Consider the following 24,762-nt stretch of genomic DNA (forward strand, 5'->3'; position numbering starts at 1 on the left):
TGACTTTTATTAATTTTCTCTTATAGATCCACGATTTTATTCAATATTCCTCCTACTTTCCCCATTCCGCATCCTAGCTTAACAAAGCCATTCACAATACTACACATAGAACTTGAATTAGATCTATACAATATAGCTCCCAGTAAGGCAGTTATTTCTGATTTCATCTATATAGAGTCCTGAAGCATAGTGTTAACGCGAATTCATTCGATATTCAAAGTTTGTTTTGTTTTCAGCAGCTTGCTGTTCGTAGGCGGATGCCAGCAATCCTCAGAACCGCAAGTTGAAATGGAACAGGCCGAGGTTAAAACCGTTCAGTCTCCCGCGAACGATTTCACCCTCATGTGTGAAAATATTGAAAAAAACATGTCCCAGATTAATGAACAGCGCACCACTTTTGCACTGGAACAGATTAATCAGGACCTTAAAGTGTGTCTGCCGCTCATGGAACTGGCCGAGCAGAAACACCTGATGCAGCGTTCTACCGAAATGTATCAACGCTTCCTGCATGTGGAACGTACTGAATTCCAGCAACGTGCTTTCGAGCAATATGCCTTGGATATGGCTCAGCATCCCACCATTCAGCAAAGCCACTTTGAACAGTTGACTACGCGCGACCAGTATTTATTGAAGCATAAAGGACAGGCCTATGTAGAACTGCTGGATCAGGGCAATGGCACGCTGCAATATCGTCGTAGCCCGGAATATCTGGCACGTATCTTCGCACCGTATTTACCGGCTGCCGAAAAAGTATTTATTGAAAATCTGGCTGAGCAGAATATGGAACCGGTCTTGGTCGAAAAACGCTTACAGCTTGAAGCTGCCAATATTGCCGCTCGCGCTTTATTCTGGGAAGAATATCTGCAAACCTATCCGAAAAGTAGCTATCAGCGCGATGCCGAATATCTGCTGAAACAATATACTTATTTCCTGTTTAGAGGCAGCGAGCAATCGCCAATCTCTGAGGATTATCGTGACCGTTATTCGGTAGAAACCAGCCATCTGGAAACTATTATTGGTCTAGCGCGTGGTCAGAAATCCAAGTTATCGACACAGGCGCAATTATTTTTAGAGTTTCTGGATATGAATCCTGAACAGCGTCAGCGTGCCTTAGCTGCGGATTATCGTGACCGGTCCAGCACTGAACAGATTTTATATTATGCCCAAGTCACCCCACCCTCACAGAACTACAATAAAGACTGCTTTAAAGATGCGATCTGTCTTTAAAACAATCTTTTCTTAAAAATCGATGAGATAGCCGAAAATCAGCAACCCCTCCCAATTTAAAGCTACTTTTTAAATACCAACTAAGCTAAGATTTAGCCTCGCTTGACGGAGCGCGAGTAATAACTCGCTGAGATCACTTAAATCAGCCTTTTCGGCCATTTGATAGTGAGTACCGTTGAACCTGATCAGGTTAATACCTGCGTAGGAATCAAGCCATCTAAAAACGATTACCCTTGTTTTATCTACTCCCAGATAATTCCGTCCACGTTTTTGGTCGTGCTTGATTCGTTGATGTCATTCATAAGGATCATTGCAATGAGCCAGTTAACGAATCTTTCTTCTGAAACTCCCCTTACTCCACACGAACAGGAAGCGCGTGATCTGACCCGCATTCTGCCGGCTTCCCGTAAAGTCTATCTGCAAGGTTCACGTCCTGATATTCAGGTGCCCATGCGAGAAATTTCTCTCAGCGAAACTCCGACTGGTCTGGGCGGTGAATATAATGCACCTTTGATGGTCTACGACACTTCAGGGGTTTATACCGATCCAAATGTTGAAATTGATCTGAATAAAGGCCTGCCAAATCTGCGTGAAGGCTGGATTGAACAGCGTAATGACACAGAAATGCTAGATGATTTAAGTTCTGAGTTTGGTCGCCAACGTCTGCGCGATATCCGTACTGCCAATATCCGCTTTGCCCATATCCAGAAACCACGCCGGGCTAAACTTGGCCAGAATGTGACCCAGATGCACTATGCCAAACAGGGCATTATTACGCCGGAAATGGAATATATCGCGATTCGGGAAAACTTGCGTCAGCTGGAAGGGACCGATATGCGTCAGCATCCGGGACAGAATTTTGGTGCCAAAAATTTACAGGAAATTACGCCTGAATTTGTGCGTCAGGAAGTCGCTGCAGGCCGTGCCATTATTCCTGCCAATATCAATCACCCTGAACTGGAACCGATGATTATCGGACGTAATTTCTTGGTAAAAATTAATGCCAATATCGGGAACTCTGCCCTGGGTTCAAGTATTGAAGAAGAAGTGTCAAAAATGACCTGGGCGACCCGCTGGGGTGCCGACACCATTATGGATCTGTCAACTGGTCAGAATATTCATGAAACCCGTGAATGGATTATCCGTAACTCTCCGGTGCCAATCGGTACCGTACCAATTTATCAGGCATTAGAAAAAGTCAACGGTGTAGCCGAAGACCTGACTTGGGAAATCTTTAAAGATACCCTGATTGAACAGGCTGAACAGGGCGTGGATTACTTTACGATTCATGCCGGTGTGTTATTGCGTTATGTACCACTGACCGCAAATCGTCTGACTGGTATTGTGTCACGTGGTGGTTCGATCATGGCACAGTGGTGTCTGGCACATCATCAGGAAAACTTCCTCTATACCCATTTCGATGAAATCTGCGAAATCATGAAAGCCTATGATGTGTCTTTCAGCCTCGGGGATGGCTTACGTCCGGGCTGTATTCAGGATGCCAATGACGAAGCGCAATTTGCCGAGCTACGCACGTTGGGTGAATTGACGCATCGTGCCTGGGAACATGATGTACAGGTGATGATCGAAGGTCCGGGGCATGTGCCAATGCATATGATCAAGGAAAATATGGACCTACAACTGGAAGTCTGTAAGGAAGCGCCTTTTTATACACTGGGGCCGTTAACCACAGATATCGCACCGGGTTATGACCACATTACTTCGGCCATTGGTGCCGCGATGATTGGCTGGTACGGTACGGCAATGCTTTGCTATGTGACACCGAAAGAACATTTAGGCTTGCCGAACAAGAAAGATGTGAAAGACGGCATCATTACCTACAAAATTGCCGCACATGCTGCCGATCTAGCCAAAGGTCATCCAGGTGCCCAAGCGCGTGACAATGCCCTGTCTAAAGCCCGTTTTGAGTTCCGCTGGGAAGACCAGTTTAACCTGAGTCTGGATCCGGACACAGCACGCAGCATGCATGATGAAACCATGCCAAAAGCGGCGCATAAATCGGCTCACTTCTGCTCGATGTGCGGACCGAAGTTCTGTTCAATGAAAATCACCCAGAATGTGCGGGATTATGCCAGCCAGTTATCTGCTGATGAAACCCCGGCTGTAACGCAGGCAGAGATTGAAGCCGGCCTTAAGCAGATGAAAAACGATTTCCACAGCTCTGGTCAAAAATTGTACCACAAGGTGTAAAACCGTAAAAAAAACAGTTGTTTTCATAAAAATCTCAGATAGGATGAAAAAAATAAGTTATTTCATCCTTTTCTGAGTTATGAATATTATTAAACAAGCCTCTTATAATAAAAAAGATTTTAGGATAGAGGCCCGTGAGTTTTTATATCGGGGATTTATTCAGGTGGAAAAAGTCACGTTACGTCACCGTGTCTTCCATCAGGAATCTTATACACCTGCATTGCAGCGTGAGCTCATCCATCGCCCTGAAGCCGCTGGGGTACTACTGTATAACGATCAACAGCAAAAATTCGGCTTGATTGAACAGTTCCGTATTGGCGGGCTGGATGATCAGGATACGCCATGGCAACTAGAAGTCATTGCCGGTGTACTGGATGGCGATGAAACGCCTGAGACCTGTATTCGCCGCGAAGCTTTCGAAGAGTCAGGCTGCACCGTTGATTCCTTGCAGCATCTTTTCAGTTTCTATCCTTCTGCCGGTGCCTGCTCGGAACTGTTTCATCTTTATGTCGCCCAGACTGAACTGCCTGAAGAAGGCGGTGTTTTTGGCATGCCGGATGAAGGGGAAAATATCCAGCTGCACATTCTGGATTATGCCGATATTCCGACCCTGCTGAGTAATGGTCGCCTTAGAAATGCACCTGTGATTATGGCACTGCAATGGCTACAGCAGCATCAGCAGGCTGTCCCGTCAGGTTTAAGGGGGCAGACATGACATCGGAACAATTCAATCCTGCATCACCACAAGAATGGACCATTATCCAGATTTCTGACACCCACTTAATGGATCAGCCCAATCTGGAATTCGCGAATATGAATCCCGAGCAGAGCTTCCATGAAGTCATGCAGCATATTCAGCACAATTTTCCAGAAATGGATGCACTCGTACATACCGGTGATCTGGCACAAGTGCCGGTCACAGAAACCTATACACGTTATTTAAAATATATCCAGTCCTGTCAGGTGCCCTATTATCAGATTCCGGGCAATCATGATGACATCAAGGTCTTTCCTTTTTATCAGGATCGAGATCAGGCTCATGCGATTCATTTTGGCAACTGGACCCTGATTTTACTAAATAGTGCAGTCCAGGATCGGATAGATGGTTGGGTAGAACAGGCTCAACTGGAACAGCTGGACCAATTATTGCTTGAATACCGAAATCAGCATGTGGTTGTGGCTTGCCATCATCATCCTTTTGCAATGAAGTCGCACTGGATTGACCAACACCGGCTAAAGAATGCCGAAGATCTAAAAGATGTACTGGCCCGGCACCAGAATGTGAAGCTGGTTCTATTTGGTCATGTACATCAGGATTCCTGCAATAAATGGCACGGTATCCAGTTTTTATCGACACCATCGACCAGTGTACAGTTCAAACCCAAGAGTGATGAATTCGCGCTAGACCAGGCGGCACCTGGCTATCGTGTATTACATTTGAAACAAAATGGGGAGTTCGATACACATATCGAACGTGTGGCCTTAAGCCAGCAAAATATTAATACCGAAATTTCAGGTTATTAACTTTGCATTTTATTTTTTTTGAATTACTTTATTGCAACCAAAGGAAATGTGATATCTATAATCCAGACATCAAAGACTATCAAAAAGCATAAAAAGTCTATATGATGACGACCCCCGTAGGAGGATAATCTTTCTACAGGGTGGATAAAAATTGCATATCACCATATTTTTTGCGTATTAACATACGCATATGATGAGGAATGCCCTAAATGGCGAATGACAACCAAAATCAAGTCTTAGACGAACAAACTGATGTTGTAGAGGAAAAACCTACAAAACGTGTGCGCAAATCTAAGCCGAAAACGACTGAGGGTGGTTCTACTGCTAGCTTATTTGGTATTGAACCTTATCAACCTAAAAAAAATGAAGAATACATGTCTGAAGGGCAGCTTGAACACTTCCGCCAAATCTTGATGGCATGGAAAGCTGAACTGATGTCAGAAGTTGATCGTACTTTAAATACGATGCAAGACGAAAACACTGCACTCCCTGATGTAAACGATCGTGCGACTCAGGAAGAAGAATTTGCCATCGAACTTCGTACTCGTGACCGTGAACGTAAACTGATCCGCAAAATCGAGCAATCTATCGAAGCGATTAAAAATGATGACTACGGTTTCTGTGAAACCTGTGGTATCGAAATTGGTCTGCGCCGTCTGGAAGCACGTCCAACTGCAACGTTATGTATCGACTGCAAGACTTTGGCAGAGATCAAAGAGAAGCAAAATAACGGTTAAGCATGTCTTTAAGTAATCCCTCCCTGACCCTCCCTTTATCAAAGGAAGGGAAAGCTGAAGAGAATTACGTGGGCCGGTTCGCGCCATCGCCAACCGGCCCTTTGCATTTTGGGTCCCTCATTACCGCAGTCGCCAGCTACTGTGATGCCAAAGCCCATCAGGGGCGCTGGCTAGTCCGCATTGAAGATACCGATATCCCTCGTATTTATCCCGGCAGCGAAGAACATATTCTACGTGCAATGGATGCTTTTGAATTCGAGCCAGATGGCGAAATCATCTACCAGAAAGAGCGTCTGGATATTTACGAAAATGTCATTCAGCAACTGCGTCAGCAGAGTCTAGTCTATGCCTGTCAATGTACCCGTAAAATGCTGGGCTCCAATCATATTTACCAAGACACCTGTCGTGACTTAGGTTTGCCTTTTGAACATCAGGCGATTCGGGTCAAAGTCGAAGATGTTGAAATCTGTTTTGAAGACCGTCTACAAGGCCGACACTGCTCACAACTGAAAAAGGACTTGGGCGATTTTGTCTTAAAACGCCGTGATGGCATCATGAATTATCAGCTGGCAGTCGTGGTCGATGACTATCTGCAAGGCATGACCCATGTAGTCCGTGGCGCAGACCTTTTGGACAACACGGAACGTCAGATTTATCTGGGTCAATTACTGGGTTACCCGCGTTTAAGCTATATGCACTTACCACTGGCAATGAATGATCAGGGCCAGAAACTGTCCAAGCAAAATCTGGCTCAAGCCCTCAATCTTGATCAGGCTCCCCTGCTCTTGCAAAAAGCACTTCAAGCCCTCTGTCAGGTGCCCGTAGAACTGGATCGCCCTGCTCATATGCTTGAACAAGCGGTTGCACAATGGGATATCTCCCGAATCCCGCATACAACTGAGCTACAAGGTCACTATTTATAAAAACGGGTTTTCACTTAAGCTAAAAGCAATAACAAAGGCGAGTGAGGATCATAAAAATGTTTTTTATTTTTGGTGTAGGACCGAAAACCAAGGTCATTGAGAAAAGCCAGTTCCTTTGTCCAGTCTGCCGAACCCGTTCTGGGTATGAACTCAAACAGCAGCGTAATTATTTTTCTTTATTTTTTATTCCGCTAGTTCCACTTTCCAAGGCAAAAAGTGCTTTTGTGCGTTGCCTGAATTGTGGAACTGTCATGCCGAGCACAGTGCTTGACCATGCTCAGCCTGATCCACAGCGTCCGTCTAATCTAGAAGCTTGATTCTTCCCGGCTTGGATTGACCTGCTGGGTCGTTGAATCAATTTTCAGAATCAAACTGATCATCACTGCACAGACAATTAGTGATGAACCGCCATAACTAATAAATGGCAGGGTCAAACCTTTGGTTGGCAATAGCCCCATATTCATCCCGGCGTTTACCAGAATCTGTAACAGGAAAATGATACTGATCCCATAAGCCAGATAACCTGCACGCAAGTACTGATGCTGCAAGGCACGATGCCCAATCCGGATGCAGCAGACCATCACGGTGAAGGACAGAATCAGAATAGTAGAAATACCCAAGAAACCAAATTCTTCCCCTAAGATCGCCAACATAAAGTCAGTATGCGCTTCCGGTAAATAAGACATTTTCTGGATACTGTGGCCTAGCCCTACTCCCGTCCATTCGCCACGACCAAAGGCCATTAAGGCATTGGAAAGCTGATAACCGGTACCAAGCGGATCTTCCCAGGGATTCGAGAAAGACAGTAAACGTTGTAAACGATAAGGTTCCAGAGCAATCGCAGCAGCAAACGCACCTAATAAGGTTATAAAAGCAACACCGAACTGAATCCAGGGTGCACCAGCCAGGAAGAATACACCGAGCATGGTCAGGGTAATAACCACCGTTGCACCCAAGTCAGGCTCAAGAATAATCAGGCCAACGGTTGCACCCATGATGGCACTTAAACGTACCAAGCCCTTGATATTATTACGAACCTCTTCAGCACGACGCACGACGTAGTCTGCGGTAAAAATCGCCATCATGATCTTGGCGACTTCGGAAGCTTGCAAGGTAAAACCGGCTACCCGAATCCAGCGCTTGGAGCCGTTTACCTCAGTCCCGACAAAGAGTACGGCGACCAGCAAAACAATAGTAATAATCCATAAAAAGAAAGTGTTATTGAACCAGACTTTTAATGGAACTTTATAGGCTAAAAAGGCTGCACCCGCCGCAACCAGAATCGAGATCGCATGCCGGGTTACATAGTGGAAAGCATTTTCATGCATCCGTTCCGCATAAGGCATGGATGCCGAGGCCACCATGATCGAACCAATGCACAGCAAAGCCAGCACACAAAAAATCAGCACATTACGCGGATTAACTTCAGCGGGCAGCTTAGGTACCCACTGCTGATAAAATTGATTAATTTTATTGATCGCAGTCTGAGCAAACTCAGCCATATCACGAATCCTTGTTATTCTTAATTGAGTTCATTCACATAGGCCACAAACTTGCGACCACGTTCCGGATAACCGGAGAACATGTCAAAACTTGCACATGCAGGAGACAATAACACGACATCATGTGCCTGAGTGCGCTTCTGGCAAATTTCTACTGCTTCTTGCAGGCTTTCTGCATGCACCAGCTCAGTTGTACCAGTAATGGCTTTTTCAATAATTGGACGGTCCACACCAATCAATACAGCTACTTTTGCATACTTAGATAATGAGTCACGTAAGGCAGTAAAATCCTGACCTTTACCCTGACCGCCAAGAATAATGGCAACTTTGCCACCTTGAGCTTCGATTGCCATGCCCAAGCCATCAAGTGCTGCCAGTGTTGCACCAATATTGGTCCCTTTGGAGTCATTATAATAACGTACCCCATTGACTTCTTTAACAAATTCACAGCGATGTTCCAGACCTTTAAAAGTTTTTAAAGTGTCCAACATAACGTCCATTGGTAGGCCAATTGCTTCACCTAAAGCTAAGCAAGCCAAGGCATTTGCCACATTATGGGTACCTTGAATATACATGTCAGAACTTTTGAGCAGACGTTCACGACCACGTGCCAGCCAGATTGTGCCGTCTGTATCTTTGAGAATACCGTACTGGTTGATGTCCGGTGCATTCAAACCAAAGCTCTGCATCGGTGTTGCATCTGGAACCAGTGGACGGGTCAATGAATCATCACGATTAAACACCACTTTTTTCACACCTTGGAAAATACGGTGTTTGGCGGTGTGATAACCCATCATGTCGCCATGACGATCCAGATGGTCTTCACTCATATTCAGAACAACCGCCACTTCAGCCTGCAAGTTTGAGGTCGTTTCTAACTGGAAGCTTGACAACTCCAGAATATACAGTTCAGGATCATCTTTGGTGAGATCCAGTGCTGGACGACCAAGATTCCCCCCAACTGCCACTTTTTTACCCGCATTCGCTGCCATCAGACCGATTAAAGTAGTGACTGTACTTTTGGCATTGGAACCGGTAATGGCCACAATCGGCTTATCCGTCGCACGACGTAAAATCTGGATTTCACTTACCACAGGAATACCTTGAGCCAGTGCTGCTTGAATCTCAGGCAGTTTCGGATCGAGTCCCGGGCTGATGATAATTTCTTCAGCAGAGAGCAACAGATTCTGGTCAAACTTGCCAAAACTGGTCTGTACTTCCGCAGGAATCTGGTCATGTCCCGGTGGGGTGGCTCTTGAGTCCGTTACTGCAACGCGGTAGCCCTGGTCATGTAAGAAGTTGACCGCTGCAACACCTGAAATCCCGAGTCCTGCAACGACTTTTAATCCACCACGTTGTATTAACATTTTCGCCCCATTTTCTGGTCTATTTTAAAACTGACGAAATGGTAGCACTTTGCTGTTTTGAATGCTTTTTCTGTTTTGACTTTCTCTGGCATTTTTTGTGTCAGGGCGTAAAAAAATATCGTTCAATCTTCATCTTTAATCGGTTTAATAATTAATAAATTTTTATTGGAGTCATCATGGGAATAAAAGTTAAGACTATGCTAGCCATAACTTGAAAGGAAAATCAGACAACGCTTCCATTCATATATAGAAAAATAGTGGATTCTTCTCTCCCAGATAAATCAATAAGTTTTTAAAAAATAAAAAGTAAGGGAGTTTATTTTTAAACTCCCTTACTCATTTGTATGCTCAGTTTTTATTCTTAAATAGAATGAAAGTTTACTTCCATTTCACTGCCTGAGCTTTAGGTTTAGAATCCGAGCTTTGCTCCGATGCCGGACAAGCGCAATTACCGCCACAGCCACCAGCCATAGCCGGTTTTAACCATTTCGCCAGCGTATGCCAGTCCTTGGCTGCACAGGCATCAGACAACTTCTGGAAGACTGAGCGTGAAGTATTCGGAAATACCTTTTTAAATACCACGAGCGCACTCCAGACAACCAGTACCGCTACAATCAGAATTTCAATCATCTCAATCTCCCATTCACATGATCAGTCAGATCTAGCCAAGGTTTCTCTTCAGCCAGTTTAACCCAAATAATGTGATGCAATTTGATAAGTCAGGAATGACATGAAATATGCCAAACCAAACAAGTAGAAGGTCATAAAGCTGACCGTTTTCCATGAACCGGTTTCACGCTTCACAGTGGCTAAAGTCGCCAGACAATGCGGCGCATAGATAAACCAGACCAGTAGAGACAAGCCGGTCGCGATCGACCAGCCCAGATCACCACCGCCACTAATCAGTGCCGCCAGACCCTCAGACATGGCATCTTCATCGACTGCAGACAAGGCATAGACTGTACCCAGTGCTGCGACTACCACTTCACGTGCTGCCATTGCCGGAATCAGTGCAATACAGATCTGCCAGTTAAAGCCTAATGGTGCAAAAATAGGTTGCATCACATGGCCGAGCATCCCGGCAAAGGAATAATCGATATCCGGTAAAGTTGCACCTTCTGGTGGCTGCGGGAACGTACACAGGAACCATAGTAGAATGGATAACGCAAAGATGATGCCACCGACACGCTTTAAGAAGATTTTGCCGCGGTCCAGCAACCCAATCCAGACGTTTTTCACATCCGGGAAACGGTAACTTGGCAGCTCCATCAGCAGCATATGCTGTGACTTGTCTTTATGGAAAAATTTCAGAATAAAGGAAACAATCAAAGCACTCAGGATACCGGCCATATACAGACCAAATAACACCAGACCCTGCAGGTTCATGAAGCCCCACACGGTTTGCTCAGGAATGAAGGCTGCAATCAGCAAAGCATATACTGGCAGACGTGCCGAACAGGTCATCAGTGGTGCTACAAAAATTGTGGTCAGACGGTCACGTGGATCACTGATGGTCCGTGAAGCCATAATTCCCGGCACGGCACAGGCAAAGCTGGACAATAGAGGGATGAAAGCACGGCCCGAAAGACCTGCTTTAAACATCAATTTATCTAGCAGGAAGGCGGCACGTGGTAAATACCCGGACTCTTCCAAAACCAGAATAAAGAAGAATAGAATCAGAATCTGCGGCAGGAAGACTACCACTCCACCTGCACCGGCAATAATCCCGTCAACCACCAAGCTGTTTAGTAAAGGATGAGCGATCAGTCCACCCATGTACTCGCCCAGCCAGCCGAAGAAAGTTTCAATTCCGTCCATAAATGGCGCAGCCCAGGCAAAGACCGCCTGAAACACCACAAACATCATAATGGCTAAGCTAAGCAGGCCCAATACCGGATGCAGGAATATCTTGTCCAGGAAATCAGTACGTTTATCTTCCTGATCGGCATAATTCACCACATCTTTCAGGATACTGGCAATCTGATGATGATGATCGCCACTCAAACCGCTGAGTTCAGTTTGCGGGGCAGAAAACTTGTTTTTATCCAATGCATTTTTCAGGTTTTCAATGCCTGAAGTACGCACAGCTACCGTTTCAACCACAGGTACACCCAGACGTTCAGACAGTTTCTGAGTATTAATCTGCATGCCACGACGGCGTGCTTCATCCATCATGTTCAGCACAACCAGCATTGGACGGCCCAGCTGAATCATTTCCAGTACCAGTCCCAGATGCAGTTTTAGATTTGTTGCATCTACAACGCACAGGAAAGTATCCTGCTGGCCTTCTTCTGCAATTTTACCCTGAACCACATTACGGGTAATTTCTTCGTCCGGGCTGGTCGCATCCAGACTATAAGTTCCGGGCAGATCCAGTACGCGTACCGGTTTACCTGAAGGAAGTGTAAAATTCCCGACTTTACGCTCAACCGTAACCCCGGCATAGTTGCCGACTTTTTGACGAGATCCAGTTAAATGGTTAAATAAAGAAGTTTTACCGCAGTTTGGGTTACCGACAAGGGCAATACGTAAGGTATCACTCATGCCGCCGCTCCCTGTTCAATTTCAATCTTGGCCGCTTCCGATTTTCGTAAAGCAAAGCGCGTAAACCCCACCTGAATAAGAATCGGATCCCCACCAAAAATACCTTTGGTAATGACTTGTACCTGAGTTCCTGGTACAAAACCTAAAGTTTCCAAGCGACTGGCCACAACATCGTGGGAAGCGCCTTTACCATCAGTAGTTCGATTAACTTTTCGAATGATGGCAGTTTGTTTTGCTTTCAAATCAGACAAACGCACCGTGAAAATTCCTAAGACTTTTGTACAGTATACAAACAAATGAGAATAATTAACAAATAAGTATTAATTACATTTCTTCTTGACTGTATAGCACATCGACATGTTCGTAAAATTAAACTAGAGTGGAGAAGAGCAATCAGGCTTCTCGCTTTTAAAATTATCTTCATTAAACATCATGCTGAATAAAAAACCTCGCATTCCTAGTCCAGTTCAGATTCCTGAAGCTTTCAGTTACTTACAGGGTTTTCGTGATTATCTGATTGCCCAGACAGTGAGTCCTCATACCCGAAATGCCTATTTATCTGATCTGATCCAGTGTGCTGAATGTCTGGTTAAACCTTTACCAGAATGGAACCATGATGATATTTCCGATGTGCTCATTGAACTGACCAAACAGCAAAAAAGTCCACGTTCAATTGCACGATGTTTGTCCGCCTTACGTTCTTTTTATAAATTCCTGCGGGAACAAAAACTGCGGAGTGACAATCCGGTTGCTGCCCATAAAACACCGAAGCTGGGCCGTGCCCTGCCGAAAGACCTGTCTGAAGCTGATGTCGAAGCGCTGATTCATGCACCCGATATTAATACTGCTCTTGGTTTACGTGATCGTGCCATGTTTGAGGTACTCTATGCCTGCGGTTTACGGGTAACGGAACTGATTAATCTGCGTCTGGATCTGATTAATTTAAAACAGGGCTATTTGCGTATTGTCGGTAAAGGCAATAAAGAACGTCTGGTGCCGATGGGACAGATGGCCTGTGAATGGGTGGAAAAATACCTGCAGGAAGCACGCCCGCAATTGTATAAGACAGCGACTGATTATCTGTTCCTCACCCAGCATGGCGGGATCATGAGCCGACAGAATTTCTGGTATGCCATTAAACGCTATGCACTACAAGCCGGAATTCAGGCTGAACTGTCTCCACATACTTTGCGCCATGCCTTCGCCACGCATTTACTTAATCATGGCGCTGACTTACGGGTAGTACAAATGTTGCTAGGTCACAGTGATTTATCAACCACACAGATCTATACCCATGTGGCACAAGTCAGAATGCAACAACTACACGCGACCCATCATCCACGAGCTTAAGAGCTGATTCAAATAGAATAAACTGAGAAGTTTGACGTAGCTCTATCTTTTTTTGCTATGCTAATGCTCTGTTTTTAGTCCAAGAAAAAAAGGGTTATTATGACATTTGCCCGCACCAAAATTTTTATCGCTTGTCTGCTTGCTACCGGTCTGGGACTGAGCGCATGTTCCAATTCCAATAATTCAGATAAAAAGCAAGATACGCTTACAGCAAGTGCTCCGGCGACGGGTGAAGCCTCTAACCTTAGCGAACGTAATGCACAGCAGCGCCTGATTTCAACGCTCGAAGGTCATTTCAAAAAAGCGGGGATTAACGCAAAGATCACGGGTATTAAATCCACTGAAGTACCAAACATGTCTTGGGTCAGCCTGGAAGGTATGGCACCCGTCTATGTGACAAATGATGGTAAATATCTGATTCAGGGCGATGTCATTCGTCTTGGTGATAAAGAGCTGCATAATGTCAGCGAAACCTTGCAATCTGACGTGAACAAGAAAATCTTTGCAAATCTTAAAGCTGAAGACCTGTTGATCTATCCAGCCAAAGGTAAAACCAAGCATGTGATCTATGTCTTTACCGATGTCAGCTGTCCGTATTGTCACAAATTCCATGAACAAATGGATGAAATGAACAGCAAAGGCATCGAGGTGCGTTATATTGCCTGGCCACGTGGCGAGCAGCATATGCCTGCCATGGAAGCCATCTGGTGTAATTCCGACCGTCGCGCAGCCTTCGACCAAGCCATCGCTGGTGGATCTATCACTCCTACTACTTGTAAAAATCCTGTGAAAGATCAATATCAAATGGGTCTTAATATTGGCGTCAATGGTACCCCGGGCGTATACAGTTCTGAAGGACTTTACCTCGGTGGCTATATGAGCACATCAGAATTATTGGATCGACTTAAATAACTCATTTTAATTAGTTATTTAACTTTATTTTATAGATAAAGATATTCTGAAATGACCCTAGAGTCAGGCCGCTTTTTTAGCTATGATCTAGGCTCTCGTAAAAAACTGTTTATATTTGGAGTGTGACGTGAAACCAGTTCGTCTGGCAATCCTCGGTCTTGGTACTGTGGGTGGTGGTGCCCTTAAACTATTAAAAGAAAATGCTGCTGAGATTAAACGTCGCACCGGTCGTGAAATTCAAATTACCCATGTTGGTACGCGTCGTCCGCGTCCTGATCTGGATCTACCTGAATCAGTCAAACAAAGTGCAGATCTGCTCGACATCGTACGTCAACCTGATGTAGATGTGGTGGTTGAAGTCATGGGCGGTATTCACCCTGCTTATGAAGTGATTAAAGAAGCCATCCTGCATGGCAAGCAGGTCGTAACTGCCAACAAGGCCCTATTGGCTGAACATGGAAATGAACTGTTCAAACTTGCCGATGACAACGCTGTGCAAATTGCTTACGAGGCAGCGGTGGCTGGCGGCATTCCAATTATTAAAGTGATGCGTGAAGGTCTGGCAGCCAACAAGATTGACTGGCTGGCTGGTATCATCAACGGTACAGGCAACTTCATCCTGACTGAAATGCGAGATAAAGGCCGTGCCTTTGCTGATGTACTGAAAGAAGCACAAGAGCTGGGTTATGCAGAAGCAGATCCAACCTTCGACGTAGAAGGCATCGATGCAGCACACAAACTGACATTACTGGCCTCTATTGCTTTTGGTATTCCATTACAGTTTGATAAAGTCTTTACTGAAGGCATTAGCAAAATTACTGCACAAGACGTGAAATATGCTGAAGACTTGGGCTTCCGTATCAAACACCTCGGTATTGCCCGTCGTGCTGAAACGGGTATCGAACTCCGTGTACACCCTACCCTGATTCCTGAAGAGCAATTGATCGCTAATGTGAATGGTGTAAAAAATGCAGTTCTGGTTCAAGCCAATGCGGTTGGTCCTACACTGTATTACGGTGCAGGTGCGGGTGCAGGTCCTACAGCTTCTGCAGTAGTCGCAGATGTCGTGGATATCGTACGTGATATTTCTTATACTGAAGATGGTGCTGGTACAATTCCACAACTGGCTTTTGAAAGCTTAAGTGACCTGCCAATCCTGCCACGTGAAGAAATGACGACTGGATACTACATCCGGATCAATGCTGAAGATCAAACCGGAGTACTGGCTGAAGTAACCTCTATTCTAAGCCGCGAAGGCATCAGTATTGATGCAATTCTGCAGCAGTCACGTCTGAAAGATCTTATTCCTATCGTGATCCTGACTGATCCAGTCAAGGAAGCGAAAATGGATGAAGCGTTAAAACAAATTCAAGCTCTTCCTGTCATTCATGGCGAAATTGTACGAATTCGTTTAGAATCGCTTGATAATTAATCGGGTCGAGGGGACACTCTCCCCTTGCCAAGCTCTACACACAATTGGAACATCATCATGTCGAATGCCAATCGTTATACTGGTTTAGTTGACCGCTATCGCGACCGTTTACCAGTGTCTGCAACTACTAAAGCCGTTTCTCTGGGTGAAGGTAACACGCCACTGATTAAGCTTGCGAATATTCCGCGCATTATTGGCAAAAATGTTGAAATTTATGTGAAGTACGAGGGCTTAAACCCGACTGGTTCATTTAAAGACCGTGGTATGACCATGGCGGTAACAAAAGCGGTTGAAGAAGGCTCTAAAGCGATTATTTGTGCTTCTACAGGTAATACTTCAGCAGCTGCAGCAGCTTATGCAGCGCGTGCAGGTATCAAAGCGTTTGTTTTAATCCCAGAAGGCAAAATTGCCATGGGTAAAATGGCGCAAGCAATGATGTATGGTGCGATCACCATGCAAATCCGCGGTAACTTCGATGACGGTATGCGTCTGGTAAAAGAAATCGCTGATAAAGCACCAGTAACTATCGTAAACTCAATCAACCCGTACCGTCTGCAAGGTCAAAAAACCATTGCTTACGAAATCGTGGATGAATTGGGCCGTGCACCAGATTACCACTGCCTGCCAGTAGGTAACGCAGGTAACATTACTGCACACTGGATGGGTTATACTGAAGCTGTTGCGAATCAACCTGCTGATCAATTCGAGCAAGTGGTTTACGACGCTGCCACTGATGCCTTCACTGGTCCTAAACCTGAAGGTCTGCCAACAATGGTAGGTTATCAAGCTTCTGGCGCTGCACCTTTCCTTCGTGGTGCACCTGTTAAAAATCCTGAGACTGTTGCAACTGCAATCCGTATCGGTAATCCACAAAGCTGGAACCATGCGAAAGCGGTTGTTCGTGATTCTAAAGGCTGGTTCGATGAACTGACTGATGCCGAGATTCTGGAAGCGCAACGTCTTCTTTCTATGTATGAAGGCGTATTCGTAGAACCTGCATCTGCAGCGTCTATCGGTGGCGCAATCCGTGACATTAAAGCAGGTAAAATTGCTGAAGGTTCTGTGATCGTGTGTACCGTAACTGGTAACGGTCTGAAAGATCCAGATACTGCCATCAAACAATGTTCTGATGCTGTAATGCTGTCTATCGACGCAACTTTAGAACAGGTTCGTGAATCTATTCTTTCTAATATGTAAGATACAGAATCAAAAAAGCCCTGCACTTGCAGGGCTTTTTATATGCGCTTAAAAAAGATTAAACACGTTGTTTAGGCAGGCTAGACACCCAGGTCATCAGACGAGTCGCATCATTGGTACGTGCAGCAGTTGAATCCGCACCTAATACCACGACCACCACAGGACGGTTATTCAAGGTGGTGTGCATGACGACACAACGTCCTGCCTCATTAATATAACCGGTTTTAGACAGGTTGATGTTCCAGCCACCATTTCGCACCAGTGAATTGGTGTTATTCGATTTCAATACACGATAGCCAAGATTAAAATCATAACTGGCAGTGGTAGAGAACTGACGGATCAGGCCATACTGTGAAGCGGTATTCACCAGAATCCCCAAATCGCGTGCAGAAGACACATTGCCAGGATGCAGGCCGGTAGATTCCATATAGTGGGTTGAATTCATGCCCAGCTCTTTAGCTTTGGCATTCATCTTCGCAATAAAGGCTGCACGACCACCTGGATACGTACGCGCCAATGCCGCTGCAGCCGGGTTCTCAGACTTCATTAAGGCAAATAATAAGGCTTCAGCACGATTCATGCTGTCCCCAGCTCTTAAGGTAGAACTTGAGCTCTTACAGCCTGCACAGGAAAAATCAGCCTGTTGCAAAGTAATTTTTTCAGACATATTCAAACGCGCATCTGAAATCACTACTGCAGTCATCAATTTGGTAATCGACGCAATCGGGTAAGCATTATTGGTATTTTTACTGAATAACACTTCACCTGTCTGTGAATCCATCACCAGAGCTGCACGCGCACTTACAGCAGGTTGATTAATAAAATGACTATTATCAATAATCTGCACAGGTTTTGTTGGTACTGGTGCTGGTGCGCCGCCCTGACGAATCGTCGTCGTAACAGTTGCTGAACCTGGTGGTGAAGGTTCTGCAGCAGATACGCTCAAATTATCATTCATGAGCTGATTGACTTCATCAGAAGACCAGCTGATGCTGGATCCGCCCTCTGTTGTGCCAGAATTCATAATGATTTCAGCAAAACTTGTCGTGCTCATGCTGATTAACACGGACAGGCCGAGTAGATGCCTTAAAGACTTGTTTATTTTCTTCACTATTCCTTCACTCAACTAACAGAGGTAAGATTGATTTGCGTATTACCTCTAATATGCCTTACATTTAAACACAATGCCGAACATTTTTTGTTCTTGACACTATGTGATAAGTTTCAGATTTAATCTGCGAATAGGATTGCTAATTTTGTAGTTTCATTGCAAGCTTATTTTGCTTTATGTAACAAAAAAATGATTTTTTAATGAGGGAGAGTCTAGGTGATCACAGTTTTAGTTGTCGACGACCATGAATTAGTTCGTACTGGAATTTGCAGAATGCTGGAAGACCATGCGGATGTTCAGGTGATTGGACAGGCTGAATCTGGTGAAGAAGCAATTACCCTCGTCCGTCAGCATCATCCCAATGTGGTTCTATTAGATGTCAACATGCCAGGTATCGGTGGTGTAGAAACCACACGCCGTTTACTACAGACTGCTCCTGAAACCAAAGTTCTTGCGGTGAGTGGCCTAGCTGAAGAGCCTTATCCTTCTCTTTTACTTAAGGCAGGTGCCAAAGGCTATATCACCAAGGGTGCACCTGTATCAGAGATGGTTCGTGCCATCAATAAAGTCATGCAGGGCGGTAAATATTTCAGTGCTGATATCGCAGAACAGTTGGCTAGCTCCTACCTGTCCGATACCCAGCAATCTCCTTTTGATGCACTGTCTGAACGTGAAATGCAGGTAGCCATGATGGTAGTGAACTGTATCAGCGCGCAGGAAATTGCCGACAAGCTGTTTGTAAGTGTTAAAACAGTCAATACTTACCGTTACCGGATCTTCGAAAAACTGAATATCGATAGTGATGTTAAACTGACCCATCTTGCAATGCGCTATGGCCTGATTAAACCTTAATTTAACCCTCTGCTTAATGCGGTTTCTATGGCGCAAAAATCCAGTTATTCTGAACTGAATCAATATCATCTGGGCCTATGGTATAGCGCCTACCGCCTGATTATCAGCACGGGTCTGTTGCTGATTTTCCTGCTGACTTATCCCGATATGACCGCGGATTATCAGTATCCTAAACTCTATCACTATGCCTTAATGATTGGCGTCGCCGTCAATACTGTTCAGCTATTTACACTAAGATGGGTAAAGCGCCTGATTCAGCCACAGTTCATTCTGATTTTTGCCAGCGATGTCTTTTTTCTCAGTTTATTAACCTTGGCCAGTCAGGGTCCAAATGTCCATCTCGGACTGATTTTTGTTATTACCATTTTTTCAGCCTCATTATTGCTCGATGCCAAGAAGGCCCTGATCATCACCCTGATTGCGGTGATTAGTATCATCTACCAGCATTTTATCGGCAGTATTTTTGCCTTTTCCTCGCTTACTAATATCGGAAATAGTGCCCTGTTGGCCTTTCTGTTTTTTGTCGTCTATGGCTCGGGACAAATTGCAGTACGACGTTTTCAGATTCTGGAGAACCTGAATTTTTCTCAATCGCTGGAGCTATATCGCTTACAGAATATTAACCGCTATATTCTGGAACAGATTGAAACTGGCTATCTGGTCTTAGATGAGAATTACCATGTGGTGCTCAGTAATCCAGCTGCCTGTCATCTGCTGGGCATTGAACCAATGTATGCCCATGAAAGATTTTCGTTATACCAATCTCAAAATGACTTGTTTGAACTGATCCGTTTTGAAACTCTAGAAAATGGTGAGCGGTTTCAATTTGAATCCCAGCAGAGTCGTTATAATATTCACGTGCAGGTACAAAAGCTGATTGTACCGCACCAGACTCTGACTCTGCTCGTGCTGCAAGATGCCCGCAAACTTAATCAGCAGGTGCAACAGTTAAAGCTTGCTGCTCTAGGCCAGCTTTCCGCCAGTATTGCCCATGAAATTCGCAATCCTCTGGCTGCCATTGTACAGGCCAATGATCTTTATCTCGATTCTGAACCTGAACAGCAACAGGTCCTGCATCAGATGATCAGCCGACAGGCTACCCGTATTGACCGGATTATCCAAGACACCCTGAATATGGTGAAGAATAAAGAAACCCATCCGGTCGTGATTCAGCTGAATGAGTTTATACCACTGTTTATTCAGGAAGATTTAGCAGATGTGGCAGATCAGATTCAATTTAATATTGATGCACCACTGGCAATTCAGTTCGATGAAGCCCAGTTACGTCAGATTCTGATTAATCTGATTCGTAATGCTATCCGGCATAATTCACCGGATTCACCCCATATTCAATTGAATATTCACCCATATGAACATAAGGTATGGATAGATGTTCGGGATTTTGGCTCTGGTGTTGCCACCCATGATCAGGAATTATTATTTAAACCTTTTTTCAGCACGTCTATCCATGGAACAGGACTCGGACTATATTTATCACACAGTTTTTGTGAAGCCAATCAGGCACAACTCAACTACATTTCACAAGAACAGGGCGCATGCTTTCAGATTAGCTGTCAACGTGTAACAGCATAAAAGGAATAAGGGGAAATATTGTGGAACAACAACCACTGGTCTTATTGGTGGATGATGAGGAAGATCTATGTACCCTCATGCAAATGTCATTGATGCGCATGGGAATCCGTACACACATTGCCCATCGTCTGGAAGATGCAAAAAAATTTCTGACAGATCATCAATATGATGCCTGTCTGACAGATCTAAATCTTCCTGATGGCAATGGTCTGCAATTACTGGACTGGATTAACCAGCATTCTCCTCACCTTCCGGTAGCTGTTTTAACGGCCTATGGCAATATGGAAATTGCCATTGCTGCACTCAAGGCAGGTGCATTTGACTTTGTCAGCAAACCGATCAATCAAAAGCATCTGGAACAGCTGCTGCAAAAAGCACTGAATAAACCAGTAGACTATTATCAGAATAATTCCAATGATTCACTAGAACATAAGCTGCTGATTGGACAATCCCTGCCTATTCAGCAATTGCGTGTCACCTTGAAAAAAATTGCCCGTTCTCAAGCTCCGGTATTTATTACTGGCGAATCAGGTACCGGGAAAGAAGTGGTGGCCAATCTGGTTCATCGTCTTAGCAATCGCAATGAAGGACCTTTTATCGCGATTAACTGCGGTGCAATCCCGACTGAATTGATGGAAAGCGAATTGTTTGGCCATAAGAAAGGCAGCTTTACTGGCGCGACACAGGACAAACAGGGGCTAATTCAATCTGCCCATGGAGGTAGTTTGTTCTTAGATGAAATTGCCGAATTACCGCTATCTATGCAGGTCAAACTATTACGTGCCGTCCAGGAAAAACGCATTCGTCCAGTCGGTTCCGATACCGAAATTGATGTCGATTTCCGTGTCATCAGTGCCAGCCATCAGGATCTTGATGCGTTGGTACAACAAGGCAAATTTCGTCAGGACTTATTCTTCCGTATTCATGTGATGGATCTGGTCTTACCACCACTGCGTGAGCGCGGCCAGGATATTCTGCTCCTCGCTGAGCATTTTATTCAAAAGATCTGTCAGGAATGGGAGATTCCTGCAAAAAAGCTGACAGAACGGAGCAAGGAATTTTTACTGGAGCAATATTATCCAGGCAATGTGCGTGAACTGCGTAACATTATTGAACGTGCGATTACTTTGAGTGATGAAGACAAGATTGATCTTCAGCATCTGCAAACTGCTCCACTGCGTCATCTGGCTCCTGTCTTATCAGAAACTGCCAATCTGGCAGAGCCTATAGCATCTTCGGATCAGATCATTATTCCGAAAAAATTACCTGAAGAAGGTCTGGAACTATATTTAGAAAAGATTGAAAAAGAAATTCTGCTGAATGCTTTAAATCTGACCCATTGGAACCGTACATTGGCCGCCAAAAAACTCGGTATGTCGTTTCGCTCTTTACGTTACCGTCTGAAAAAATTCGGACTGGATACCGAAGAAGAGGAATAATTATTTTTGCAGGAGCAGCAAGTCTGTGACGTGATCCAGATAGCTCTCCTCACGCGCATCCTGACCTAGAGGATAGGTGAAATGTGGCTGAATCCCCTGTCCTTCGATCATATTGCCACTTGGGCTAAAGTATTGCGACACTGTCATCTGTAAAGCGGAGCCATTGCTCAAAGGAAATAATTTCTGTACCACCCCTTTGCCATAGCTCTTTTCCCCTACCACCCAGGCACGATTATGTTCTTTCAGAGCAGCAGTAAATACTTCTGCAGCGGAAGCAGAGCGGTTATTAATCAGAATCCCGACTTTCAGGTTCTGAAATTCGATCCCTGGTAGTGCCTGAAATTGCTGATTGCCTTCAGAGCGGCTCTTGGTTGAGACAATAATACCCTGATTCAGGAATAAATCTGCCGATTCAACGGCTGCGGACAATAAACCACCGGGATTATTACGCAGGTCAAACAGCACTGCTTTCAGGCGATTGGTTGAATAACTTTCAATAATCCGTTTGATTTCATTAGCGGTATCCTGCTGGAAGACTTTGACCTGCAGCACCAGAACCTGATTGCTGTGTAAGGTCGATTTAATCTCGGTATCTACTTTGGTATTGCGGACCAGTGTAATCGGTACACTTTGCGCAGAAAGCTGGAGCGTTAAAGTAGAGCCAATGGCACCAGTCAATAAATCTCGCACCTGCTCACGTTTCAGCGCACTCAAGACCTGATCATCAATCTTGTAAACTGTGACACCGTTACGAAGGCCTTGCTTGGCAGAGTCAGCATCCGGACTCAAGCCTTGTACCATCCATTGTTTTAGCTGCGGATTAAAATGCAGATCAAAATCAATACTGGCCAAATCACCTTCGGTATATTCACGCAGCTGCTTATAGTCTTCAGGAGATAAATAGCGGGAATAGCGGTCTAAGCCACTCACCAAACCTTGAATGGCTTGCTGGAAAAGCACATCGTCATTTTTGTCTTGAATATAATTATCTTTGACGATGCCATAAATCTGAACAAATTCCTGGATGGATGTAACAGGAATTTCATTATAGACCTGTTCATCCATTTCCAGTTCATCGAGTGCCATCTCGGTCGAAACAGCACTCCAGGCGGAATGACTCAAACACATCAGTAAGCAGGATAAGACTACAGACTTGCCATGTGTTTTTATCATTCTTATACCTGTTTTATAAAAGATTAAGCGTGCAACTCAATAAGATTGCGGCCCTGCATTTCAGCTGGTACCGGAATTTGCATCAAGTTTAGTAGTGTTGGTGCGACATCCGCCAATACGCCACCTTCTGCGATTGTTGCAGAGCTTGGACCCACATAGATAAATGGAACCAGTTCAGTGGTATGCTGGGTATGCACCTGACCGCTCTGATAATCCTGCATTTGCTCCACATTACCATGGTCTGCAGTAATAATCATATGACCTTTTTTCGCCATCACAGCTTCATAAACACGGCCTAAGCAAGTATCCACAGCTTCAACGGCTTTCACTGCTGCATCAAATACACCAGTATGACCGACCATATCACCATTGGCATAGTTCACAACCAATAGGTCAAACTCGCCTGAATTGATCGCTGCCACCAGTTCATCTGTTACTTCATAGGCACTCATTTCCGGTTTCAGGTCATAAGTCGCAACATTTGGAGATGGGATCAGGATACGTTTTTCACCTGGATACTCTTCTTCACGGCCGCCGCTAAAGAAGAACGTTACATGTGCATATTTCTCAGTTTCTGCAATACGCAACTGGGTTTTACCCAAATTAGACAGATACTCACCTAAAGAATTTACCAGCGCTTCTGGCATATATGCCACAGGTGCATCAATGGTTGCCTGATAACGGGTCAGCATCACGAATTTTGACAGGTTTGGCACCACTTTACGTTCAAAACCAGCAAAGTCTTTTTCAACAAAGGCACGAGTCAATTCACGGGCACGGTCAGCACGGAAGTTCATGAATACGACGCTGTCGCCATCCTGAATCTTCACAGTGTCGCCAATGCGAGTCGCTTTTACAAATTCATCTGATTCCTCTGCAGCATAAGCCTGTTCCAGACCTTCAACTCCACTAGCTGCAGTACGCACTGCTTCACCTTCAGTCAGCAGACGATATGCTTGCTCTACACGATCCCAACGGTTGTCACGGTCCATGGCAAAATAACGACCGATCATGCTGACAATACGACCCTGGCCCGGATATTGAGCAAATAATGCATCCAGTTTTTCTAAAGAGGGTTGCGCACTTTTTGGTGGTGTATCACGGCCATCGAGGAACGCATGCAGATAAACCTGAGCACCGCGTTTTAAAGCCAGTTCAGCCATGGCCACAATATGGTCTTCATGTGAGTGCACACCGCCTTCAGACAACAGACCCATAATGTGGACTGCGCCATTTGCTGCTTTGGCTTTCTCAACCGCATCTACCAGCACTTCATGCTCGAAGAAAGCCCCAGTACGGATATCTTTGGTAATACGGGTAAAGTCCTGATACAGCACACGGCCAGCACCAAGATTCATATGACCAACTTCAGAGTTCCCCATTTGACCATCAGGCAGGCCGACATCTTCGCCTGAACCTGAGATTAAACCATGCGGATGCTTTTCCTGCATAGCAGTTAAATTTGGTCGTTTAGCCGCTAAAAACGCATTGTCTTCGACCGCTTCGCGATGACCCACACCATCCATAATCACCAAAACGTGAGGGATTTTGCCAGCAGTTGCATCCGTCATAATGAAATACTCTTTTCGTCTACGAATTAATCGTCCTAGTTTACCGAATTTTGCAAAAAGAGGCCATGACCAGACGATGGTTTAAGCCTCTTGTTGC

Annotated in this window: 22 protein-coding genes and 1 riboswitch; of the genes, 14 read left to right on the forward strand and 8 right to left on the reverse strand. The window is 44.9% G+C overall.

From position 1 onward, the window contains the following. Positions 1 to 189: 189 nt before the first annotated feature. From AC4MBN_RS13250 to AC4MBN_RS13280, 7 genes are all read left to right on the forward strand, one after another. Positions 190 to 1,227: a hypothetical protein gene (locus AC4MBN_RS13250; RefSeq protein WP_491880346.1), complete on the forward strand. Its 1,038-nt coding sequence runs from the start codon at positions 190 to 192 to the stop codon at positions 1,225 to 1,227. Between the two features lie 96 nt (positions 1,228 to 1,323). Beyond that, a riboswitch (TPP riboswitch) is annotated at positions 1,324 to 1,452 on the forward strand. Between the two features lie 90 nt (positions 1,453 to 1,542). After that, positions 1,543 to 3,438: a phosphomethylpyrimidine synthase ThiC gene (thiC, locus tag AC4MBN_RS13255; RefSeq protein ID WP_159124360.1), complete on the forward strand. Its 1,896-nt coding sequence runs from the start codon at positions 1,543 to 1,545 to the stop codon at positions 3,436 to 3,438. Positions 3,439 to 3,517: 79 nt separating this feature from the next. Then, the gene (locus AC4MBN_RS13260) at positions 3,518 to 4,153 is read left to right on the forward strand and encodes an NUDIX domain-containing protein (protein ID WP_104426962.1); all 636 of its coding nucleotides are present in this window, start codon (positions 3,518 to 3,520) and stop codon (positions 4,151 to 4,153) included. Continuing rightward, the gene (gene cpdA / locus AC4MBN_RS13265; RefSeq protein WP_491880347.1) at positions 4,150 to 4,962 is read left to right on the forward strand and encodes a 3',5'-cyclic-AMP phosphodiesterase; all 813 of its coding nucleotides are present in this window, start codon (positions 4,150 to 4,152) and stop codon (positions 4,960 to 4,962) included. The genes AC4MBN_RS13260 and cpdA overlap by 4 nt, the downstream gene beginning before the upstream one ends. A 209-nt stretch (positions 4,963 to 5,171) precedes the next feature. Next, entirely contained in the window at positions 5,172 to 5,699 is a 528-nt protein-coding gene (gene dksA, locus AC4MBN_RS13270; protein ID WP_004787252.1) for an RNA polymerase-binding protein DksA, read from the forward strand. Positions 5,700 to 5,701: 2 nt separating this feature from the next. Further along, entirely contained in the window at positions 5,702 to 6,622 is a 921-nt protein-coding gene (gene gluQRS / locus AC4MBN_RS13275) for a tRNA glutamyl-Q(34) synthetase GluQRS (protein WP_491880348.1), read from the forward strand. Between the two features lie 56 nt (positions 6,623 to 6,678). Then, a complete protein-coding gene (locus AC4MBN_RS13280; RefSeq protein WP_180159404.1) occupies positions 6,679 to 6,939 on the forward strand; it encodes a zinc ribbon domain-containing protein in 261 nt (86 codons plus the stop codon). Here the strand turns inward: AC4MBN_RS13280 and ftsW are convergent. The 5 genes from ftsW to AC4MBN_RS13305 all read right to left on the reverse strand — a co-directional run bounded on the left by ftsW (position 6,928) and on the right by AC4MBN_RS13305 (position 12,292). Beyond that, entirely contained in the window at positions 6,928 to 8,124 is a 1,197-nt protein-coding gene (ftsW, locus tag AC4MBN_RS13285) for a putative lipid II flippase FtsW (protein WP_180015015.1), read from the reverse strand. The two genes, AC4MBN_RS13280 and ftsW, sit on opposite strands and share 12 nt — an antisense overlap. Before the next feature lie 20 nt (positions 8,125 to 8,144). Beyond that, positions 8,145 to 9,491 (reverse strand): UDP-N-acetylmuramoyl-L-alanine--D-glutamate ligase, encoded by a 1,347-nt coding sequence (gene murD / locus AC4MBN_RS13290; protein ID WP_491876431.1) that lies wholly within the window; start codon positions 9,489 to 9,491, stop codon positions 8,145 to 8,147. Positions 9,492 to 9,869: 378 nt separating this feature from the next. Further along, positions 9,870 to 10,121, reverse strand: a complete 252-nt coding sequence (locus AC4MBN_RS13295; protein ID WP_312534416.1) for a DUF6587 family protein — start codon at positions 10,119 to 10,121, stop codon at positions 9,870 to 9,872. Positions 10,122 to 10,178: 57 nt separating this feature from the next. Next, entirely contained in the window at positions 10,179 to 12,035 is a 1,857-nt protein-coding gene (gene feoB, locus AC4MBN_RS13300; RefSeq protein ID WP_004787264.1) for a ferrous iron transporter B, read from the reverse strand. Next, positions 12,032 to 12,292: a FeoA family protein gene (locus AC4MBN_RS13305; RefSeq protein WP_004787267.1), complete on the reverse strand. Its 261-nt coding sequence runs from the start codon at positions 12,290 to 12,292 to the stop codon at positions 12,032 to 12,034. Before AC4MBN_RS13305 ends, feoB begins: the two co-directional genes overlap by 4 nt. A gap of 175 nt (positions 12,293 to 12,467) precedes the next feature. Between AC4MBN_RS13305 and xerD the strand changes: the two genes are divergently transcribed. The 4 genes from xerD (at position 12,468) to thrC (ending at position 16,926) form a co-directional block, all read left to right on the forward strand. Beyond that, positions 12,468 to 13,385: a site-specific tyrosine recombinase XerD gene (gene xerD, locus AC4MBN_RS13310; RefSeq protein WP_159124366.1), complete on the forward strand. Its 918-nt coding sequence runs from the start codon at positions 12,468 to 12,470 to the stop codon at positions 13,383 to 13,385. Between the two features lie 99 nt (positions 13,386 to 13,484). Further along, on the forward strand, positions 13,485 to 14,297 hold the full coding sequence (locus tag AC4MBN_RS13315; protein ID WP_034169775.1) for a DsbC family protein: 813 nt from the start codon (positions 13,485 to 13,487) through the stop codon (positions 14,295 to 14,297). A 127-nt stretch (positions 14,298 to 14,424) separates the two neighbouring features. After that, complete coding sequence (locus AC4MBN_RS13320) at positions 14,425 to 15,729, forward strand: homoserine dehydrogenase (RefSeq protein WP_005233480.1); 1,305 nt, start codon at positions 14,425 to 14,427, stop codon at positions 15,727 to 15,729. A gap of 57 nt (positions 15,730 to 15,786) precedes the next feature. Beyond that, a complete protein-coding gene (gene thrC / locus AC4MBN_RS13325; RefSeq protein WP_419363942.1) occupies positions 15,787 to 16,926 on the forward strand; it encodes a threonine synthase in 1,140 nt (379 codons plus the stop codon). A gap of 58 nt (positions 16,927 to 16,984) precedes the next feature. Here the strand turns inward: thrC and AC4MBN_RS13330 are convergent, their stop codons facing one another. After that, complete coding sequence (locus AC4MBN_RS13330; RefSeq protein WP_034703413.1) at positions 16,985 to 18,037, reverse strand: serine hydrolase; 1,053 nt, start codon at positions 18,035 to 18,037, stop codon at positions 16,985 to 16,987. Between the two features lie 216 nt (positions 18,038 to 18,253). On the opposite strand from AC4MBN_RS13330, the gene gacA reads away from it, so the two are divergent. From gacA to AC4MBN_RS13345, 3 genes are read left to right on the forward strand one after another with little or no spacing between them, the layout of a single operon-like run. Further along, positions 18,254 to 18,889 (forward strand): response regulator transcription factor GacA, encoded by a 636-nt coding sequence (gene gacA, locus AC4MBN_RS13335; protein ID WP_005233474.1) that lies wholly within the window; start codon positions 18,254 to 18,256, stop codon positions 18,887 to 18,889. A gap of 27 nt (positions 18,890 to 18,916) precedes the next feature. After that, entirely contained in the window at positions 18,917 to 20,482 is a 1,566-nt protein-coding gene (locus AC4MBN_RS13340; protein WP_491880349.1) for a sensor histidine kinase, read from the forward strand. Between the two features lie 17 nt (positions 20,483 to 20,499). Beyond that, positions 20,500 to 21,921: a sigma-54-dependent transcriptional regulator gene (locus AC4MBN_RS13345; RefSeq protein ID WP_491880965.1), complete on the forward strand. Its 1,422-nt coding sequence runs from the start codon at positions 20,500 to 20,502 to the stop codon at positions 21,919 to 21,921. Here AC4MBN_RS13345 and AC4MBN_RS13350 read toward each other — a convergent pair whose 3' ends face one another. Both AC4MBN_RS13350 and gpmI read right to left on the reverse strand, forming a co-directional pair. After that, positions 21,922 to 23,094 carry a S41 family peptidase gene (locus AC4MBN_RS13350; protein ID WP_034703419.1) on the reverse strand — a complete coding sequence of 391 codons (1,173 nt, stop codon included), beginning with the start codon at positions 23,092 to 23,094 and terminating at the stop codon, positions 21,922 to 21,924. A 23-nt stretch (positions 23,095 to 23,117) separates the two neighbouring features. Next, on the reverse strand, positions 23,118 to 24,665 hold the full coding sequence (gpmI, locus tag AC4MBN_RS13355; RefSeq protein ID WP_491880350.1) for a 2,3-bisphosphoglycerate-independent phosphoglycerate mutase: 1,548 nt from the start codon (positions 24,663 to 24,665) through the stop codon (positions 23,118 to 23,120). Positions 24,666 to 24,762 lie beyond the last annotated feature (97 nt).

The sequence above is a fragment of the Acinetobacter sp. CAU_H_60 genome, assembly GCF_058599385.1.

What these genes read in the sequence shown, in the direction of transcription:
- AC4MBN_RS13260 (WP_104426962.1), top strand. Translation starts at nt 3,518, where the DNA reads ATGAATATTATTAAACAAGCCTCTTATAATAAAAAAGATTTTAGGATA.
- cpdA (WP_491880347.1), top strand. Translation starts at nt 4,150, where the DNA reads ATGACATCGGAACAATTCAATCCTGCATCACCACAAGAATGGACCATT.
- AC4MBN_RS13350 (WP_034703419.1), bottom strand. Translation starts at nt 23,094, where the DNA reads ATGATAAAAACACATGGCAAGTCTGTAGTCTTATCCTGCTTACTGATG.
- thrC (WP_419363942.1), top strand. Translation starts at nt 15,787, where the DNA reads ATGTCGAATGCCAATCGTTATACTGGTTTAGTTGACCGCTATCGCGAC.
- AC4MBN_RS13315 (WP_034169775.1), top strand. Translation starts at nt 13,485, where the DNA reads ATGACATTTGCCCGCACCAAAATTTTTATCGCTTGTCTGCTTGCTACC.
- xerD (WP_159124366.1), top strand. Translation starts at nt 12,468, where the DNA reads ATGCTGAATAAAAAACCTCGCATTCCTAGTCCAGTTCAGATTCCTGAA.
- murD (WP_491876431.1), bottom strand. Translation starts at nt 9,491, where the DNA reads ATGTTAATACAACGTGGTGGATTAAAAGTCGTTGCAGGACTCGGGATT.
- ftsW (WP_180015015.1), bottom strand. Translation starts at nt 8,124, where the DNA reads ATGGCTGAGTTTGCTCAGACTGCGATCAATAAAATTAATCAATTTTAT.
- gpmI (WP_491880350.1), bottom strand. Translation starts at nt 24,665, where the DNA reads ATGACGGATGCAACTGCTGGCAAAATCCCTCACGTTTTGGTGATTATG.
- AC4MBN_RS13295 (WP_312534416.1), bottom strand. Translation starts at nt 10,121, where the DNA reads ATGATTGAAATTCTGATTGTAGCGGTACTGGTTGTCTGGAGTGCGCTC.
- thiC (WP_159124360.1), top strand. Translation starts at nt 1,543, where the DNA reads ATGAGCCAGTTAACGAATCTTTCTTCTGAAACTCCCCTTACTCCACAC.
- feoB (WP_004787264.1), bottom strand. Translation starts at nt 12,035, where the DNA reads ATGAGTGATACCTTACGTATTGCCCTTGTCGGTAACCCAAACTGCGGT.
- AC4MBN_RS13280 (WP_180159404.1), top strand. Translation starts at nt 6,679, where the DNA reads ATGTTTTTTATTTTTGGTGTAGGACCGAAAACCAAGGTCATTGAGAAA.
- dksA (WP_004787252.1), top strand. Translation starts at nt 5,172, where the DNA reads ATGGCGAATGACAACCAAAATCAAGTCTTAGACGAACAAACTGATGTT.
- AC4MBN_RS13340 (WP_491880349.1), top strand. Translation starts at nt 18,917, where the DNA reads ATGGCGCAAAAATCCAGTTATTCTGAACTGAATCAATATCATCTGGGC.
- gluQRS (WP_491880348.1), top strand. Translation starts at nt 5,702, where the DNA reads ATGTCTTTAAGTAATCCCTCCCTGACCCTCCCTTTATCAAAGGAAGGG.